Origin of the sequence: Kosakonia quasisacchari (assembly GCF_004331415.1) — a bacterium.
Lineage (GTDB): Bacteria > Pseudomonadota > Gammaproteobacteria > Enterobacterales > Enterobacteriaceae > Kosakonia > Kosakonia quasisacchari.
The window spans coordinates 327,163-344,529 of the sequence record NZ_SJOP01000002.1 but is presented as its reverse complement, the minus strand read 5'-3'; the positions used below and the strand labels follow the sequence as shown (position 1 = coordinate 344,529).

The window sequence follows — 17,367 nt, the reverse complement described above, 5'->3', positions numbered from 1 at the left end:
GTTCTTTTTTATTCCCGGCTGTTTCTTACCCGCGCGGCATAGGCCGCCAGCGTTTGCTTGAGAATATCCAGTGTCACCGGCTTCGACAGGCAACTATCCATGCCCGATTCCAGACAGCGCTGCTTCTCTTCCGCCAGCGCGTTAGCCGTCACACCAATGACCGGCAGCGTTAACCCCAACTGACGAATACGTTGTGTCAGGCGGTAACCGTCCATATTCGGCATGTTGACATCACTGAGTACAATATCGATACGGTTTTTACTCAGAACATTCAGCGCATCCACGCCGTCATTGGCGGTTTTACATTGATATCCCAACGATCCCAACTGATCGGCCAGCAGGCGGCGGTTGATTGGATGATCGTCCACCACCAGAATCATCATGTCATCGTTGCGTGCTGCTTCCCGGTTGTCGGCCGGAAGCGCGTTGCTCGCCTGCGGCTCACTAACCTGCACCCGGTAAATGCGCCCCAGCAGCGCCAGCAGATCGTGTGGCGAAGCGACGCTGTGCAACCATTCGCCCGGCGCACGTTCGACAGGAATACCGATATGACGACGGCAGAAAATAATAGCCGCGCGTCCGGTCCACGGCGAGGTGAGTTCATCATCGGTTATCAACGTATCCTGATTGCCCAGCGCGCGCCCATCGTACTGCTTAACCTGAATACCGTGCCATTGCAGTAACGTCTGCAAATAACCTGATAGCCAGGCATTGCGCACCGCCAGCCAGCAGCACGTATCCGCCAGGCCATCAACATCAGCGCGAACCGGTGCCACAGCGCCATAAAGCGGAATACGGATAGTGAACTGGCTTCCCATGCCCGGCTCGGTATCAACGGAAATATCGCCATCCATCATGCTGATCAATTTTTCACAAATCGCCAGCCCCAGCCCGGTTCCCTGGAAGTTACGCTGCACGCCTGTTCCCACCTGGAAGAAGGGGTCGAACAGACGCACCACTTCTTTACCGGGAATCCCCACACCAGTATCACGTACGCGAATGCTGAGATAATCCGCATCGCGATGCACATGCAGCACAATACAGCCCATATCGGTGAACTTAATCGCGTTGCTTAACAGGTTGGAAATCACCTGCTGTAAACGCATCGGGTCACCGTTGAGTGCCATAGGCACATCCGGTTCAATAAAGCAGTACAGCCCCAGTTGTTTACGCACCACCAGCGGTAAATAGTTGGCAGTGATATGGCTCATCACTTCGCGCGGGGAAAATTCTCGCGGCTCAATTTTCAACTGCTCAGATTCAATTTTCGAGAAGTCGAGGATATCGCTGATAATTTTCAGCAACAGGCTCGACGAGTTGTTCATCGCGGTGACCAGCCTGTCGACCCCTTTCGGCAACTCTTTCGTTTGCAACAGATCGAGGTTACCGATAATACCGTACAGCGGCGTACGCAACTCATGGCTGACTGTTGCAAGGAACATCGATTTCGACTGGCTCGCCTGCTCCGCCGCTTGCGCCATCTCCTGCAACGACTCTTCCATTTTCACGCGGGCGGAAACATCCACCAGCACGCAAATCGCCACGTTTTCATTGCGGTAGCGTGAATGAACAAAGCTAATTTGCAAATTGGTGTTATTGCTGGTCAGCACATCGACGAAATTGACCTGCTGCCCACAAATAATCTGCGTTAACCGCTGCCGATCTTCATGTGTCAGCATGTTCAGATAGTTGTGCGCCAGCTCGTTACTGAGGATGTTAGTGCCATCCTGAGTACGCAAAATGCAGATCCCCACCGGCGCGGAGGCGACGATTTTACGGTTGAATTGCTCATGCTCTTCCAGCCGCTGGGCATCATTTTCCGCCGGAATAAAAATCCGCCGCTCGTACATGCGCGCAAGGGTAAATAGCGCCACCCCGACCAGTACATTCAGCAACACAGCATTCAGGATCAGCATGCGAATACGTTCCAGCACCATATCTACCGGTACGGAGTAAACCACGCTCAGCGATGAAGGCGGCAGGCTCTTCTTCAGGATCAGTTCGCGGAAACCCGAGGTGTAACCAAACCACGAACGTTCCTGCATCCAGCGTGGATCGACGACGATGCCGCTATCCTGGCCGGTAAGGGAAATCAACGCGTGCCCATTGTCGTCCAGAATGGTCACGCCCATTGGCAAGCTACCCGGCGTGAAAAAGTTTTCCATGCGAATGGACTGTTCAGTACCCAGCAAAGCTTGCAGGCGGTTGCCGAGGTAAACCGGCGTCAACGCGTAGAAATAACCGATGCCCGGACGCGGCCCCTGACTCATCCAGTACACGTTGTTGCTGCGTTCGTCCTGCGGCGCGTTACGGTATTTAACGATACGCTCATGCAGGCTTTTCAGCGTATCGTCGCGTTCAACGGGGAGATCGCGCAGACCGAAGTCGGCCATGCAGAGATTGTCGCTGCCGATCAAAAACACGCGGTTAAGATCGTAAGCGGCGGAGAAATTATCGCGCCAGTAGCGCATAAACCACGCCAGTGACTCCAGCGAGCCGCGCCATGAGCTGCCCATGGCGGAGCAGTCAGAATCCGGGAACAGCGGTAAAAATGTCGGAACTTCGGTTTTGTCGTCGCGATTGCGCGAGGTCAGAATACCGTTTTCCGCCGTCAGGCGGTTTTCGGCGATGTACTTCAGCTCTTTCATCACGTCAGAAGTGCGCTGAATGTAGCGCTGCGCCTGATCGGAACTGAGGTTAAATTCCTGGCGAATTTCCGACTCTTTGTCATGCAAGGCGTTAACGATGTAAAAGACAGAAAAAAAGGCAATCAACAGCCAAAGCAATAGCGCCAGGGCCCTGAACAGATAGCGGGAGACTTTCAGGGTGCTGCGAAAAGAGACGAGGTATTTCAACCTGGGGAAACTCCGCCACAAGGAAGTTAAAAAAGAGTGTGATTAAGGTAGCGATAAATCGCAAAGGCCGCAACGGCAATGAAAAAGGGCCGGAAGCCGGCCCTTATAACGCATTACTCGGCGTCGTCTTCCGCCGCGTCGTCATCGGTATCGGTGTCCACTTCCGGCGCGATATCATCATCGCCTTCCGCCACGCTACCATCGATGGAGTCAAGCTCTTCATCATCTACCGGCTCAGCAACGCGCTGCAGACCCACTACGCTTTCATCTTCCGCAGTGCGGATCAGAATAACGCCCTGGGTATTACGCCCTACCACGCTGATTTCCGAGACACGTGTACGCACCAGCGTACCGGCATCGGTGATCATCATGATCTGGTCGCAATCATCAACCTGCACTGCGCCGACTACTGCGCCGTTACGCTCGGTGACTTTGATGGAGATAACGCCCTGTGTACCGCGCGACTTGGTCGGGTACTCAGTTTCTGCAGTCCGTTTACCGTAACCGTTCTGCGTCACCGTCAGGATTGCGCCTTCGCCACGCGGAACAATCAGCGATACGACGCTGTCTTTTTCCGCAAGCTTGATGCCACGAACACCGGTCGCGGTACGACCCATTGCACGCACGGCACCTTCTTTAAAGCGCACCACTTTGCCCGCCGCAGAGAAGAGCATCACTTCGTCGCTGCCTGAAGTCAGATCGACGCCAATCAGCTCATCGCCTTCGTTCAGGTTGACAGCAATAATACCGGCAGAGCGCGGACGGCTGAATTCGGTAAGTGCGGTTTTCTTCACGGTACCGCTGGCGGTCGCCATAAAGACGTTCACGCCCTCTTCATATTCCCGCACCGGCAGGATCGCGGTGATACGCTCGTTCGGCTCCAGCGGCAGCAGGTTGACGATCGGGCGACCACGTGCGCCGCGGCTCGCTTCCGGCAGTTGATAAACCTTCATCCAGTACAGACGTCCACGGCTGGAGAAGCAGAGGATGGTGTCATGGGTGTTGGCCACCAGCAGGCGGTCAATAAAGTCTTCTTCTTTAATACGCGCAGCCGATTTACCTTTACCGCCACGGCGCTGGGCTTCGTAGTCGGTCAGCGGCTGATACTTCACATAGCCCTGATGCGACAACGTCACCACAACATCTTCCTGATTGATCAGGTCTTCGATGTTGATATCGGCAGTGTTCGCGGTAATTTCGGTGCGACGCTCGTCGCCAAACTGTTCACGAACCAGCTCAAGCTCTTCGCGAATCACTTCCATCAGGCGGTCAGCGTTGCCAAGGATGTACAACAGCTCGGCAATCTGCGCCAGCAGTTCTTTGTACTCATCGAGCAGTTTTTCATGCTCAAGGCCGGTCAGTTTCTGCAAGCGCAGATCCAGAATCGCCTGTGCCTGTTGTTCGGTCAGATAGTATTTACCATCACGAATACCGAACTCCGGCTCCAGCCATTCCGGACGCGCCGCATCATCGCCCGCACGTTCCAGCATCGACGAGACATTGCCCAGATCCCACGGCTGTGCAATCAAGCCTGCTTTCGCTTCGGCAGGTGTCGGCGCACGACGGATCAGTTCAATAATCGGATCGATGTTCGCCAGCGCCACAGCCAGCGCTTCGAGGATATGCGCGCGGTCACGGGCTTTACGCAGTTCGAAAATCGTACGACGCGTCACCACTTCACGGCGATGGCGCACAAACGCGGCCAGAATTTCTTTCAGCGCCATGATCTTCGGTTGACCATGGTGCAGAGCGACCATGTTGATACCGAAGGAAACCTGCAATTGCGTCTGGGAGTAGAGGTTATTCAGAACCACTTCACCCACTGCGTCGCGTTTGATTTCAATAACAATGCGCATACCGTCTTTATCAGACTCGTCGCGCAGCGCGCTGATGCCTTCAACGCGTTTCTCTTTCACCAGCTCGGCAATCTTCTCGATCAAGCGCGCTTTGTTCACCTGATACGGAATTTCGTGCACGATAATGGTTTCGCGACCGCTTTTCGCGTCGGTTTCCACTTCCGCACGAGCACGAATGTAGATCTTGCCGCGACCGGTGCGATAGGCTTCTTCAATGCCACGGCGACCGTTGATGAGCGCCGCAGTCGGGAAATCTGGCCCTGGAATATGCACCATCAGCTCTTCTACGCTGATGTCTTCATTATCGATATAGGCCAGGCAGCCGTTGATCACTTCCGTCAGGTTGTGTGGCGGAATGTTAGTTGCCATACCGACTGCAATACCGGAAGAACCGTTCACCAGCAGGTTCGGGATCTTGGTTGGCATCACATCGGGGATTCTTTCGGTGCCGTCGTAGTTATCGACGTAATCAACCGTCTCTTTTTCCAGATCGGCCATCAATTCGTGGGCAATCTTCGCCAGGCGGATTTCCGTATAACGCATTGCCGCCGCAGAGTCGCCATCGATGGAACCGAAGTTCCCCTGGCCATCGACCAGCATGTAACGCAGCGAAAACGGCTGCGCCATACGGACAATGGTATCGTACACCGCGGAATCACCATGCGGATGGTACTTACCGATTACGTCACCAACGACACGGGCAGATTTTTTGTAGGCTTTATTCCAGTCATTGCCCAATACGTTCATGGCGTAAAGTACGCGACGGTGAACCGGTTTCAGGCCATCTCGGACATCCGGAAGCGCACGGCCAACAATGACCGACATCGCATAGTCCAGATAAGAGTTCTTCAGCTCTTCCTCGATGTTAACCGGTGTAATTTCTCTCGCAAGGTCGCTCATCTAACCGCTATCCCTCTACTGTATCCCGGATTCAAAGGTCGCAAATTATAACACAACCGCTCTGATACAGGTAAACCTATAACACCCGTGCAAAGGTTTATTCATCCCGTTGGCCTGATATACTCACGGGTCTTATTGATAGAGGAGTTATTGCGCCCATGAATGCCGAAAAAACGCCGGTCGCTCAAAACGTTGATCATGCTGAAATCGCCAAATTTGAGGCAGTTGCCTCGCGCTGGTGGGATAAAGAAGGTGAGTTTAAACCCCTGCACCGCATTAACCCGCTGCGTCTGGGCTATATTGGCGAACATGCTGGCGGTCTGTTCGGTAAGAAAGTGCTCGATGTCGGTTGCGGCGGCGGAATTCTGGCAGAAAGCATGGCGCAAGAAGGCGCTGATGTTACCGGGCTTGATATGGGCTTTGAACCGCTCCAGGTGGCGCGTTTGCATGCGCTGGAGTCAGGTGTTCAGGTCAATTATGTGCAGGAAACCGTGGAAGAACACGCGGCAAAACACGCACAGCAGTATGACGTTGTTACCTGCATGGAGATGCTCGAGCATGTTCCGGATCCGCAATCGGTGGTGAAAGCCTGTGCGCACTTGGTCAAACCCGGCGGCCATGTTTTCTTCTCTACCATTAACCGCAACGGCAAAGCCTGGTTGATGGCGGTAGTTGGCGCGGAATATGTGCTGCGCATGGTGCCGAAAGGTACGCACGACGTGAAGAAATTTATTAAGCCAGCTGAGCTCTTAACGTGGGTTGACGACACCGTGTTACAGGAACGTCACATTACCGGGTTACATTACAATCCGCTGTTGAACCAGTTTACGTTAGGGCCGGGTGTAGATGTGAATTATATGTTACATACAACGGCAAAAAATGACTAAGGTCATCAGATAAAGTGATAGAAGATTGCGCAGCATCAAACTGCGCAATTGCATTTCTCGACGAAGAAATCAGCACTCGATCAAAAATTCATTTTTTTTTGCAAAATGTTGACATCGCCGCCAGGCCTTACGATACGAGGACTTAGCGATTATCACCCTTTCACAACCTCAATTTAACCTCAAAATCAACTCTTGTACTGAAAAGAATCCTTACTAGAATACTCACCATATAGCGTTTCTCTTATCGCAAACCCCCTATATGTAGTATTTATCCACAGAGTTAATCACAGCAACGAAATGTGGATAAATGGGGGGATATTTTCTATTTCACGGACAGGTAATCACATGAATCAGAGTCTGCTGGTGACAAAGCGTGATGGTGGCACTGAGCGCATCAATCTCGACAAAATTCATCGAGTACTGGATTGGGCGGCAGAGGGGCTAAGTAACGTATCCATCTCTCAGGTCGAATTGCGCTCGCACATTCAGTTCTACGACGGTATCAAAACGTCCGATATCCACGAGACCATCATTAAGGCCGCTGCGGATCTGATCTCCCGCGATGCGCCTGACTACCAGTACCTGGCCGCACGCCTGGCGATTTTCCACCTGCGTAAAAAAGCCTACGGCCAGTTTGAACCGCCAGCGCTGTTTGACCATGTGAAGAAAATGATCGAGCTTGGCAAATACGATCATCATCTGCTGGAAGACTACACGGAAGAAGAGTTCAAGCAGATGGACGGTTTTATCGACCACTGGCGCGATATGAACTTCTCTTACGCTGCGGTGAAGCAGTTGGAAGGCAAATACCTGGTGCAGAACCGCGTGACCGGCGAGATCTACGAGAGCGCGCAGTTCCTCTATATCCTGGTTGCCGCGTGTCTGTTCTCCAACTATCCGCGTGAAACCCGTCTGGACTACGTGAAGCGTTTCTACGATGCCGTTTCCACGTTCAAAATTTCGCTGCCGACGCCGATCATGTCCGGCGTGCGTACGCCTACCCGTCAGTTCAGCTCCTGCGTACTGATCGAGTGCGGCGACAGCCTGGACTCCATTAACGCTACCTCCAGTGCGATTGTGAAATACGTTTCCCAGCGAGCCGGTATCGGCATCAACGCCGGGCGCATTCGTGCACTGGGTAGCCCGATCCGCGGTGGTGAAGCGTTCCACACCGGTTGTATCCCGTTCTACAAACACTTCCAGACAGCAGTGAAATCCTGCTCGCAGGGCGGTGTGCGCGGCGGTGCAGCAACCCTGTTCTACCCGATGTGGCACCTGGAAGTCGAAAGCCTGCTGGTACTGAAAAACAACCGTGGCGTGGAAGGCAACCGCGTGCGTCACATGGACTACGGCGTACAGATCAACAAACTGATGTACACCCGTCTGCTGAAAGGTGAAGAGATCACCCTGTTCAGCCCGTCCGACGTGCCGGGTCTGTACGATGCGTTCTTCGCCGATCAGGACGAGTTCGAACGCCTGTACACCCAATATGAAAAAGACGACAGCATCCGCAAACAGCGTATTAAAGCTGTGGAACTGTTCTCACTGATGATGCAGGAACGTGCTTCTACTGGCCGTATCTACATTCAGAACGTCGATCACTGCAACACCCATAGCCCGTTTGACCCGGCTGTTGCGCCGGTACGTCAGTCCAACCTGTGCCTGGAAATCGCCCTGCCGACCAAGCCGCTGGATGATGTAAACGACGAAAACGGTGAAATCGCGCTCTGTACGCTCTCTGCGTTTAACCTTGGCGCGATTAAAAACCTCGACGAACTGGAAGAGCTGGCAACGCTTGCAGTACGTGCGCTTGATGCCCTGCTGGATTATCAGGATTACCCGATTCTGGCCGCTAAACGTGGCGCGATGGGCCGCCGTACGCTGGGTATTGGCGTCATCAACTTTGCTTACTGGCTGGCGAAGAACGGCAAACGTTACTCTGACGGCAGCGCTAACAACCTGACGCATCAGACTTTCGAAGCCATTCAATACTGGTTGTTGAAAGCCTCTAACGAACTGGCGAAAGAGCAAGGCGCGTGCCCGTGGTTCAACGAAACCACCTACTCGCAGGGTGTTTTGCCAATCGACACCTACAAGAAAGATCTCGACGGTATTACCAACGAACCGCTGCATTACGACTGGGAAGCGTTGCGTGAATCGATCAAAACGCATGGCCTGCGTAACTCCACGCTCTCCGCGCTGATGCCGTCTGAAACCTCGTCGCAGATCTCCAATGCCACCAACGGCATTGAACCACCGCGCGGCCATGTGAGCATCAAAGCGTCGAAAGATGGCATCTTGCGTCAGGTCGTGCCGGATTACGAGCAGTTGAAAAACGCCTATGAACTGCTGTGGGAAATGCCAAATAACGACGGCTACCTGCAACTGGTCGGCATCATGCAGAAATTTATCGATCAGTCGATTTCGGCGAATACCAACTATGACCCGTCACGCTTCCCGTCGGGCAAAGTGCCGATGCAACAATTGTTGAAAGACTTGCTGACGGCCTACAAATTTGGTGTGAAAACGCTGTACTATCAAAACACCCGCGATGGTGCGGAAGATGCGCAGGATGACATGGCGCCTTCCATCCAGGACGATGGCTGCGAAAGCGGCGCATGTAAGATCTAACTAAGGGGCGGGGAAACCCGCCCTTTTTTTTCGCAAGACAGGACTCACATTCCATGGCATACACCACTTTTTCACAGACGAAAAACAATCAGTTGCTGGAGCCAATGTTCTTTGGCCAGCCGGTTAACGTGGCGCGCTACGATCAGCAGAAATATGACATCTTTGAAAAGCTGATTGAGAAACAACTCTCCTTCTTCTGGCGTCCGGAAGAAGTTGACGTTTCCCGCGACCGTATCGATTTCCAGGCACTGCCGGAACACGAAAAGCACATTTTTATCAGCAACCTAAAATATCAGACGCTGCTGGACTCCATTCAGGGTCGCAGCCCGAACGTCGCGTTGCTGCCGCTGATCTCCATCCCGGAACTCGAAACCTGGGTGGAAACCTGGGCGTTTTCAGAAACGATCCACTCACGCTCATACACCCATATTATCCGCAACATCGTTAACGATCCGGCGGTGGTGTTTGACGATATCGTCACCAACGAGCAGATCCTCAAGCGCGCGGAAGGCATCTCGCACTTCTACGACGAGCTGATTGAAATGACCAGCTACTGGCACCTGCTCGGTGAAGGCACACACAACGTCAACGGCAAAACCGTGACCATCAGCCTGCGTGAGTTGAAAAAGAAACTCTACCTGTGTCTGATGAGCGTGAACGCGCTGGAAGCGGTTCGCTTCTACGTCAGCTTTGCTTGCTCCTTCGCTTTTGCCGAGCGTGAGCTGATGGAGGGCAACGCCAAAATCATTCGTCTGATTGCCCGTGACGAAGCCCTGCACCTGACCGGCACTCAGCATATGCTGAACCTGCTGCGTTCCGGCGTCGATGACCCGGAAATGGCCGAGATTGCCGAAGAGTGCAAACAAGCGTGTTATGACCTGTTCGTACAGGCGGCATTGCAGGAAAAAGAGTGGGCGGAATACCTGTTCCAGGGCGGTTCAATGATCGGTCTGAACAAAGACATTCTCTGCCAGTATGTTGAGTACATTACCAACATCCGCATGCAGGCGGTGGGCCTCGACCTGCCATTCCAGACGCGCTCAAACCCGATTCCGTGGATCAATACCTGGCTGGTTTCCGATAACGTGCAGGTCGCACCGCAGGAAGTGGAAGTCAGCTCCTATCTGGTCGGCCAGATCGACTCTGAAGTCGACACTGACGATCTAAGCAGCTTCCAGCTTTGATGAGCCGCGTAACGCTCAGCCTTTCCGGCACACAGGTGCTGTGTCGGGATGAGCACCCTTCCCTGCTGGAGGCGCTTGAATCGCACCAGGTGGAAGTTGAATACCAGTGTCGCGAAGGCTATTGCGGTTCCTGCCGCTGCCGTCTGGTGGCGGGCCAGGTTGACTGGATTGCCGAGCCGCTGGCCTTTATCAACGAAGGGGAAATTTTGCCCTGCTGCTGTCGGGCGAAAGGCGATATCGAAATCGAGATGTAAAAAAGGGCCTTCACAGGCCCTTTTGTTTTATTTCCGCTTTAAAAACTGCACCGCTTTATCCGGGAAGTCTGTGAACAGCCCCTCCACATCTGCCTGCTGATACAACACGTCATATAACTGATCGACGTTGCTCGCATACGGCGGAAGCTGATCCGCACGGACGGTAAACGGATGCACCTGCAAATGGCTGGCATGCGCCTCTTTAACCATTGCCGTTAGCTTAACGTTACCCGGTTTTGAACCGTCCGCCACCAGCATATGGTAGTCCGGGCCGATGCCGTCGGCATACTGCGCGATTTGCTTCATCGCACCGGGTTTGAACATCCAGTCGTAACGGTAATTCACCCATTTGCCGTCCGGCTGCTGCTCCTGCGTTTCATGCCATTTGGTATACGCAATCAGCTGCACCAGTTTGAGATCCATCCCCATTTTCGGTTCCAGCTCATTCTTAATACGCTTGAGCTCATTGACGTCAAAACATTGCAGGTACACCTTGTCCTGCTTGCTGGTGTAGCCGTACTTTTTCAGCACTTCCAGCGTTTTTGCGGCAATGTCTTTCCCTTCCTGATGGTGGAACCAGGGCGCTTTGATCTCCGGATAAATACCGATGTTCTTGCCCGTGGAGTGGTTCAAACCCTGTACAAACTCGATCTCCTCTTCAAACGTGTGAATACGGAAATCGGATTTCCCCATCGGGAAACGGCCCGGATAAACCTGCACTTTCTTGCCCTTTTCCAGCTCGAACCCTTCGGTAAATCTCAGCGAGCGGATCTCGTCGAGCGTAAAGTCGATGGCGTAGAAACGCCCGTCTTTACGCGCGCGCTGCGGGAAACGTTCCGCGACATCCGTCACACGGTCGAGATAGTGATCATGCAGAACGACCAACTGGTCGTCTTTGGTCATCACCAGATCTTGTTCAAGGAAATCCGCGCCCTGCGCATAGGCCATCGCTTTCGCCGGCAAGGTATGTTCCGGCAAATAACCGCTGGCACCACGATGAGCGATAACGATTTTATCGGCGGCCAGCGCCTGGCTGGTTAACACACCAGCCAAGAGCAGGCTTGAGGTCATACGGCTGAAAGTGGTTTTCATCTAAGCTCCATTTCAGCTGCGACGCGCCAGCACGTCGGCATGGTGACGTTTCTCGCCAATCATCACGATAATCAGCAGTAAAACCGCCAGAATGCTGCCGCCAATCATCACCATAAAGCCGCCATCCCAGCCGAAGAAATCAACGGTGTAACCAACAATGGCGCTGGCGGCGACAGACCCTCCAAGATAGCCAAACAAGCCGGTAAAGCCCGCCGCCGTGCCCGCTGCTTTTTTCGGTGCCAGCTCCAGCGCATGCAGACCAATCAACATTACCGGGCCATAAATCAGGAAGCCGATAACAATCATGCAGGCCATATCCACGCTCGGGTTACCCGGCGGGTTCAACCAATAAACGATAGTCGCAATGGTCACCAGCGTCATAAAGAACACGCCCGTTGCGCCGCGATTGCCGCGGAAGACTTTATCCGACATCCAGCCACACAGCAGCGTGCCGGGGATGCCCGCATACTCATAGAAGAAATAGGCCCACGAGGATTTATCCAGCGCGAAGTGTTTCACCTCTTTCAGGTAGGTCGGTGACCAGTCGAGAATGCCGTAGCGCAGCAGGTAAACAAACACGTTCGCGACTGCGATATACCACAGCAGTTTGTTCGGCAGAATGTACTGCATGAAAATCTGCTTTGCGGACAACTCTTCTTCATGCTTGTCGCTGTAATCATCCGGGTAGTCGTTTTTGTACTCTTCAATCGGCGGTAAACCACAAGATTGCGGAGTGTCACGCATCAACGCAAAGGCAAAAATCGCCACCACAATCGCGCCAAACGCGGGCATATACAGCGCTGCATGCCAGTCGTTAAACCATGCCATCCCCAGCAGGAACAGCAGCGGAGGAATGCCACCGCCCACGTTATGCGCACAGTTCCACACCGACACAATGCCGCCGCGCTCTTTTTGTGACCACCAGTGCACCATAGTGCGCCCACACGGCGGCCAGCCCATGCCCTGGAACCAGCCACACAGGAACAACAGCACAAACATGACCATGATGCTTGATGTTGCCCAAGGTACGAAGCCCATAAACAGCATCACCGCCGCCGCCAGAATTAACCCGGCAGGCAGAAAAACGCGCGGATTCGAGCGATCCGATACCGAACCCATAATAAATTTCGAAAAGCCGTAAGCAATCGAGATACCGGACAGCGCAAACCCCAGATCACCACGGGAAAAACCCTGCTCAACCAGATAAGGCATTGCCAGCGCAAAGTTTTTACGCACCAGATAGTAGGCGGCATAACCGAAGAAGATCCCGAGGAAAATCTGCCAACGCAACCGACGATACAGCGGATCGACTTGCGCATCAGGTAGACGCGATTGATGGGGAGCAGGTCTAAAAATACTTAACATAGCGGCCTCCGTGGCGCGGTAAGACTCATATCTTTCATTAATGAGTGAAAACGAACATAACCAGAGTTATTCGCGGCGGATTGTAGTGAAAGTTTTAACCAGAGAGAATGAGTTGTCGCAGATATTGTTACAGAAATATGACAAACATCTAACTTCACGCAGGAAAGCGCGTTTCACTTTCGTTTTTTGCTCGAATATGCGCGATATCAAACAAACCACAATCATAGTATGGCTAAATGATTGCTAAGGAACGTCGACCAGAAGGACGCGAACATGCGCAACTCCAGTGACTACGATGTGATTATTATCGGCGGCGGCGCGACCGGCGCAGGCATCGCACGCGACTGCGCCCTGCGCGGCCTGCGCGTGGTGCTGCTTGAACGCCACGATATCGCCACCGGCGCGACCGGCCGTAACCACGGCTTGCTGCACAGCGGTGCGCGTTACGCGGTGACCGATAACGAATCAGCGCGTGAATGTATTGCCGAAAACCAGATCCTCAAACGCATCGCCCGCCACTGTATCGAACCGACAGACGGCCTGTTTATTACCCTGCCGGAAGATGACCTGGTGTATCAACGCCAGTTTATTGACGCCTGTCTACAAGCGGGGATACCGGCGCAGGCCATGTCACCGCAGGAGGCGCTGCGCATGGAACCAAGCGTCAATCCAGCGCTGATTGGCGCAGTGCGCGTGCCGGACGGCACAGTGGATCCTTTTCGCCTCACCGCCAGCAATATGCTGGACGCACGTGAACACGGCGCAAAAATCCTCACCGGCCACGAAGTCTGCGGGCTTATCCGCCACGGCGACACCGTAAGCGGTGTGCGCCTTTATCATCCCGCCAGTGGAGAAACACAAGAATTGCATGCGCCTGTGGTGGTGAATGCCGCCGGGATCTGGGGGCAGCGGATTGCCGAATATGCCGACCTGACGATCCGCATGTTCCCGGCGAAAGGTGCGCTGCTTATCCTTGATCACCGCATTAACCAGCACGTCATCAACCGCTGCCGCAAACCCGCCGATGCCGATATTCTGGTGCCTGGCGACACCATCTCACTGATTGGCACCACCTCAACACACATTGATTACGCTGATATCGATGACCTGCGTGTAACGCCTGACGAAGTGGATATTCTGCTGCGTGAAGGGGAAAAACTGGCACCGGTAATGGCAAAAACGCGCATCCTGCGTGCTTACGCCGGTGTGAGGCCGCTGGTCGCCAGCGATGATGACCCGAGCGGGCGCAATGTCAGCCGGGGAATTGTGTTGCTGGACCATGCACAGCGCGACGGGCTGGAAGGTTTTATCACTATCACCGGTGGCAAGCTGATGACTTACCGGCTGATGGCCGAATGGGCGACGGATGCCGTCTGCCGCAAGCTGAATCATCATACTCCTTGCACCACCGCCACCGCGCCGCTTCCCGGTTCCCGCGAGCCGACCGAACTGGCGCTCAAAAAAATTATTTCTCTGCCGACGCCGCTGCGTGGATCGGCGGTCTATCGCCACGGCGACCGCACACCAGCCTGGCTTGGCAGCGACAGACATAACCGCAGCCTGGTTTGCGAGTGTGAAGCGGTTACCGCCGGGGAAGTGCAGTATGCGGTCGAAAACCTGAATGTCCACTCGCTGCTCGATCTGCGCCGCCGCACGCGCGTCGGGATGGGCACTTGCCAGGGCGAGCTGTGCGCCTGCCGCGCTGCCGGATTGCTTAACCACATGCATGTCACTACCGAAAGTGAATCTCTGCAGCAACTGGCCGGTTTTCTTAATGAGCGCTGGAAAGGCGTTAAACCTGTCGCCTGGGGCGATGCGCTGCGTGAAAGCGAATTCACACGCTGGGTCTATCAGGGATTGTGCGGGCTGGAAAAGGAGGCGGAAAATGAGATTTGATACGGTCATTATCGGTGGCGGGCTGGCCGGTTTAGTGTGCGGGATTCGCCTTGCGCAAAGCGGTCAGCGCTGTGCCATTGTCAGCCGTGGTCAGAGTGCCTTGAGCTTCTCTTCCGGCTCGCTGGATTTGCTTTCGCATTTACCCGATGGTCAGCCCATCGACGCGCTTGATAGCGCCATCAAGGAACTTCAATGCCATCATGCCGCTCACCCGTACGCCCGGCTCGGCGCAGAACAGGTTCGCCACTTCGCCGGCCAGGCGCAGACGCTGCTGGCAGATTGTGGGCTGGCGTTACAGGGCGATGTTGATACGCCGCACCAGCGCGTGACGCCGCTTGGTACATTCCGCACCGCCTGGCTTAGCCCTCTGGAAGTGCCAGTAAAATCAGAAACCAACCAGAATACGGGCGTCGTCGGTATCAGCGGTTTTCTCGATTTCCAGCCGCAGCTTGCGGCTGGTGCGCTGCGTAAACGCGGTGTTAACGCGCAGGCGGAAGAGATTGAGTTGCCGCTGCTTGATCGGCTACGCGACAACCCCAGCGAATTTCGTGCAGTGAATATCGCCCGCCTGCTGGACGCGCCCGAGCACTATAACGCGCTGTACGAAGCGCTGCTGCCGCTAAGCCAGCAGTACGCGATGCTCTATCTGCCCGCCTGTTTTGGCTTGACGGACAACAGTGTCTTTACGCGCCTTAATCAGCAACTGGCCTGCCCGCTGCGTCTGCTGCCCACGCTGCCGCCTTCCGTACCGGGAATGCGTATGCAATTGTTGCTGCAACAAGCGTTTATACGCAGCGGCGGTAGCTGGATGCCGGGAGACGACGTGCTGCGTGCCGATCTCGCCGACCAGCGTGTAACACAAGTGTGGACGCGGAAACATGAAGATATCCCGCTGCGCGCGCGCAATGTAGTGCTCGCCAGCGGCAGCTTTTTCAGTAACGGGCTGATTGCCGGGCGCGATCGCGTGCGGGAAACCGTGTTTGATCTCGACGTACTGCAAAGCGCACAGCGTCAGGACTGGTATCGCGACGATGTATTCGACAGCCAGCCGTGGCAGCAGTTTGGTGTGCGGACTGACGCGCAACTACACGGCTTGCGCCAGGGCAACGCCGTGAACAATCTCTATGTGATTGGTTCCGTGCTGGGCGGTTTTGATGCCATTGCCCAGGGATGCGGCGGCGGCGTTTGCGTCGTTACCGCGCTGCATGCCGCACAGCAAATTAGCGCACAGGGAGGCGAACAATGAACAATACGCAATTTGAAAGCTGCATTAAATGTACCGTTTGCACCACCGCCTGCCCGGTCAGCCGCGTAAATCCCGCTTACCCCGGCCCGAAACAGGCAGGCCCTGATGGCGAGCGTCTACGGCTAAAAGACGCTGCGCTGTATGATGATGCGCTGAAGTACTGCACCAACTGTAAACGCTGCGAAACCGCCTGTCCGTCCGGGGTGAAAATTGGCGATATTATTCAGCGCGCCCGTGCCCAGTACGCGCCGAAAAAACTCTCGATACGCAATGCCATTCTCAGTCACACCGACTTGATGGGTACGCTGTCGACACCGATGGCACCGTTGGTCAATGCGGCAACATCACTCAAACCCGTGCGCCAGTTGCTGGATACCGCATTAAAAATCGACCACCACCGCACGTTGCCAAAATATTCCAGCGGCACATTTCGCCGCTGGTATCGCAGCATTGCCGCACAGCAACAGACATTTGCTCAACAGGTGGCGTTTTTCCACGGTTGCTACGTGAATTACAACCATCCACAGTTGGGTAAAGACCTGATCCGCGTGCTGAACCATATGGGGACTGGCGTACAGTTGTTGCAACGGGAAAAGTGCTGCGGCGTGCCGCTGATTGCGAATGGTTTTTTCGATAAAGCGAAAAAACAGGCGCAGTTTAATGTGCGCTCACTGGAGCAGGCTATCGGCTCAGATGGGCTGCCGGTTATTGCCACCTCTTCCACCTGCGCTTTTACGCTGCGCGACGAATATCCTCACCTGCTGGATGTGGATAACAGCCATCTGCGCGCGCATATTGATTTAGCCACGCGCTGGATCTGGCGCATGCTTGACGAAGGTCGCTCGCTGCAACTGAGAGAAACCCCGCTGAAGGTGGTCTACCACACGCCGTGTCATATGGAAAAAATGGGCTGGACGCACTACACGCTGGAATTGCTGCGACGCATTCCAGGGCTTGAGCTAACGGTGCTGGATTCACGCTGCTGCGGGATCGCCGGAACCTATGGGTTTAAAAGCGAAAACTACCCAACATCGCAGGCGATTGGCGCGCCGTTATTTGAGCAAATTGAAGCCAGTGGCGCAGATCTGGTGGTGACGGATTGCGAAACCTGCAAGTGGCAAATTGAGATGTCCACCAGCAAACGCTGTGAACATCCCATTACGCTACTGGCAAACGCATTAGGGTAACGGCACGCCGTTAC

At 54.4% G+C, this 17,367-nt stretch carries 11 protein-coding genes; 7 read left to right on the top strand and 4 right to left on the bottom strand.

What is annotated here, in order from left to right; translation table 11 throughout:
• Nucleotides 1–8: 8 nt before the first annotated feature.
• Together rcsC and gyrA are read right to left on the bottom strand one after the other, a co-directional pair.
• Nucleotides 9–2,855: a two-component system sensor histidine kinase RcsC gene (rcsC, locus tag E0L21_RS03775; RefSeq protein WP_131406908.1), complete on the bottom strand. Its 2,847-nt coding sequence runs from the start codon at nt 2,853–2,855 to the stop codon at nt 9–11.
• 113 nt (nt 2,856–2,968) lie between these two features.
• Nucleotides 2,969–5,611: a DNA topoisomerase (ATP-hydrolyzing) subunit A gene (gene gyrA, locus E0L21_RS03770; protein WP_131406907.1), complete on the bottom strand. Its 2,643-nt coding sequence runs from the start codon at nt 5,609–5,611 to the stop codon at nt 2,969–2,971.
• A gap of 158 nt (nt 5,612–5,769) precedes the next feature.
• On the opposite strand from gyrA, the gene ubiG reads away from it, so the two are divergent.
• From ubiG to yfaE, 4 genes are all read left to right on the top strand, one after another.
• Nucleotides 5,770–6,498 carry a bifunctional 2-polyprenyl-6-hydroxyphenol methylase/3-demethylubiquinol 3-O-methyltransferase UbiG gene (gene ubiG, locus E0L21_RS03765; protein WP_131406905.1) on the top strand — a complete coding sequence of 243 codons (729 nt, stop codon included), beginning with the start codon at nt 5,770–5,772 and terminating at the stop codon, nt 6,496–6,498.
• Between the two features lie 345 nt (nt 6,499–6,843).
• On the top strand, nt 6,844–9,129 hold the full coding sequence (gene nrdA, locus E0L21_RS03755; RefSeq protein ID WP_131406903.1) for a class 1a ribonucleoside-diphosphate reductase subunit alpha: 2,286 nt from the start codon (nt 6,844–6,846) through the stop codon (nt 9,127–9,129).
• A gap of 53 nt (nt 9,130–9,182) precedes the next feature.
• Nucleotides 9,183–10,313, top strand: a complete 1,131-nt coding sequence (nrdB, locus tag E0L21_RS03750; protein ID WP_131406901.1) for a class Ia ribonucleoside-diphosphate reductase subunit beta — start codon at nt 9,183–9,185, stop codon at nt 10,311–10,313.
• On the top strand, nt 10,313–10,567 hold the full coding sequence (gene yfaE / locus E0L21_RS03745; RefSeq protein ID WP_131406899.1) for a class I ribonucleotide reductase maintenance protein YfaE: 255 nt from the start codon (nt 10,313–10,315) through the stop codon (nt 10,565–10,567). The genes nrdB and yfaE overlap by 1 nt, the downstream gene beginning before the upstream one ends.
• A 27-nt stretch (nt 10,568–10,594) precedes the next feature.
• On the opposite strand, the gene glpQ is transcribed toward yfaE, so the two are convergent.
• Entirely contained in the window at nt 10,595–11,659 is a 1,065-nt protein-coding gene (glpQ, locus tag E0L21_RS03740; RefSeq protein ID WP_131406897.1) for a glycerophosphodiester phosphodiesterase, read from the bottom strand.
• Nucleotides 11,660–11,671: 12 nt separating this feature from the next.
• Nucleotides 11,672–13,024, bottom strand: a complete 1,353-nt coding sequence (glpT, locus tag E0L21_RS03735; RefSeq protein ID WP_131406895.1) for a glycerol-3-phosphate transporter — start codon at nt 13,022–13,024, stop codon at nt 11,672–11,674.
• Nucleotides 13,025–13,297: 273 nt separating this feature from the next.
• Between glpT and glpA the strand changes: the two genes are divergently transcribed.
• Genes glpA through glpC form a run of 3 tightly spaced genes read left to right on the top strand, consistent with a single transcriptional unit; the run spans nt 13,298 to nt 17,353 of the window.
• Nucleotides 13,298–14,920, top strand: coding sequence for an anaerobic glycerol-3-phosphate dehydrogenase subunit A (gene glpA / locus E0L21_RS03730; protein WP_131406893.1), 1,623 nt, complete (start codon nt 13,298–13,300; stop codon nt 14,918–14,920).
• The gene (glpB, locus tag E0L21_RS03725; protein WP_131406891.1) at nt 14,910–16,166 is read left to right on the top strand and encodes a glycerol-3-phosphate dehydrogenase subunit GlpB; all 1,257 of its coding nucleotides are present in this window, start codon (nt 14,910–14,912) and stop codon (nt 16,164–16,166) included. The genes glpA and glpB overlap by 11 nt, the downstream gene beginning before the upstream one ends.
• Nucleotides 16,163–17,353: an anaerobic glycerol-3-phosphate dehydrogenase subunit GlpC gene (gene glpC / locus E0L21_RS03720; RefSeq protein WP_131406889.1), complete on the top strand. Its 1,191-nt coding sequence runs from the start codon at nt 16,163–16,165 to the stop codon at nt 17,351–17,353. Before glpB ends, glpC begins: the two co-directional genes overlap by 4 nt.
• Nucleotides 17,354–17,367: the final 14 nt, after the last annotated feature.

Bases quoted from the DNA above. Each gene is read 5' to 3' on its own strand.
- gyrA (WP_131406907.1), bottom strand. From the start codon at position 5,611: ATGAGCGACCTTGCGAGAGAAATTACACCGGTTAACATCGAGGAAGAG.
- ubiG (WP_131406905.1), top strand. From the start codon at position 5,770: ATGAATGCCGAAAAAACGCCGGTCGCTCAAAACGTTGATCATGCTGAA.
- nrdA (WP_131406903.1), top strand. From the start codon at position 6,844: ATGAATCAGAGTCTGCTGGTGACAAAGCGTGATGGTGGCACTGAGCGC.
- nrdB (WP_131406901.1), top strand. From the start codon at position 9,183: ATGGCATACACCACTTTTTCACAGACGAAAAACAATCAGTTGCTGGAG.
- yfaE (WP_131406899.1), top strand. From the start codon at position 10,313: ATGAGCCGCGTAACGCTCAGCCTTTCCGGCACACAGGTGCTGTGTCGG.
- glpQ (WP_131406897.1), bottom strand. From the start codon at position 11,659: ATGAAAACCACTTTCAGCCGTATGACCTCAAGCCTGCTCTTGGCTGGT.
- glpT (WP_131406895.1), bottom strand. From the start codon at position 13,024: ATGTTAAGTATTTTTAGACCTGCTCCCCATCAATCGCGTCTACCTGAT.
- glpA (WP_131406893.1), top strand. From the start codon at position 13,298: ATGCGCAACTCCAGTGACTACGATGTGATTATTATCGGCGGCGGCGCG.
- glpB (WP_131406891.1), top strand. From the start codon at position 14,910: ATGAGATTTGATACGGTCATTATCGGTGGCGGGCTGGCCGGTTTAGTG.
- glpC (WP_131406889.1), top strand. From the start codon at position 16,163: ATGAACAATACGCAATTTGAAAGCTGCATTAAATGTACCGTTTGCACC.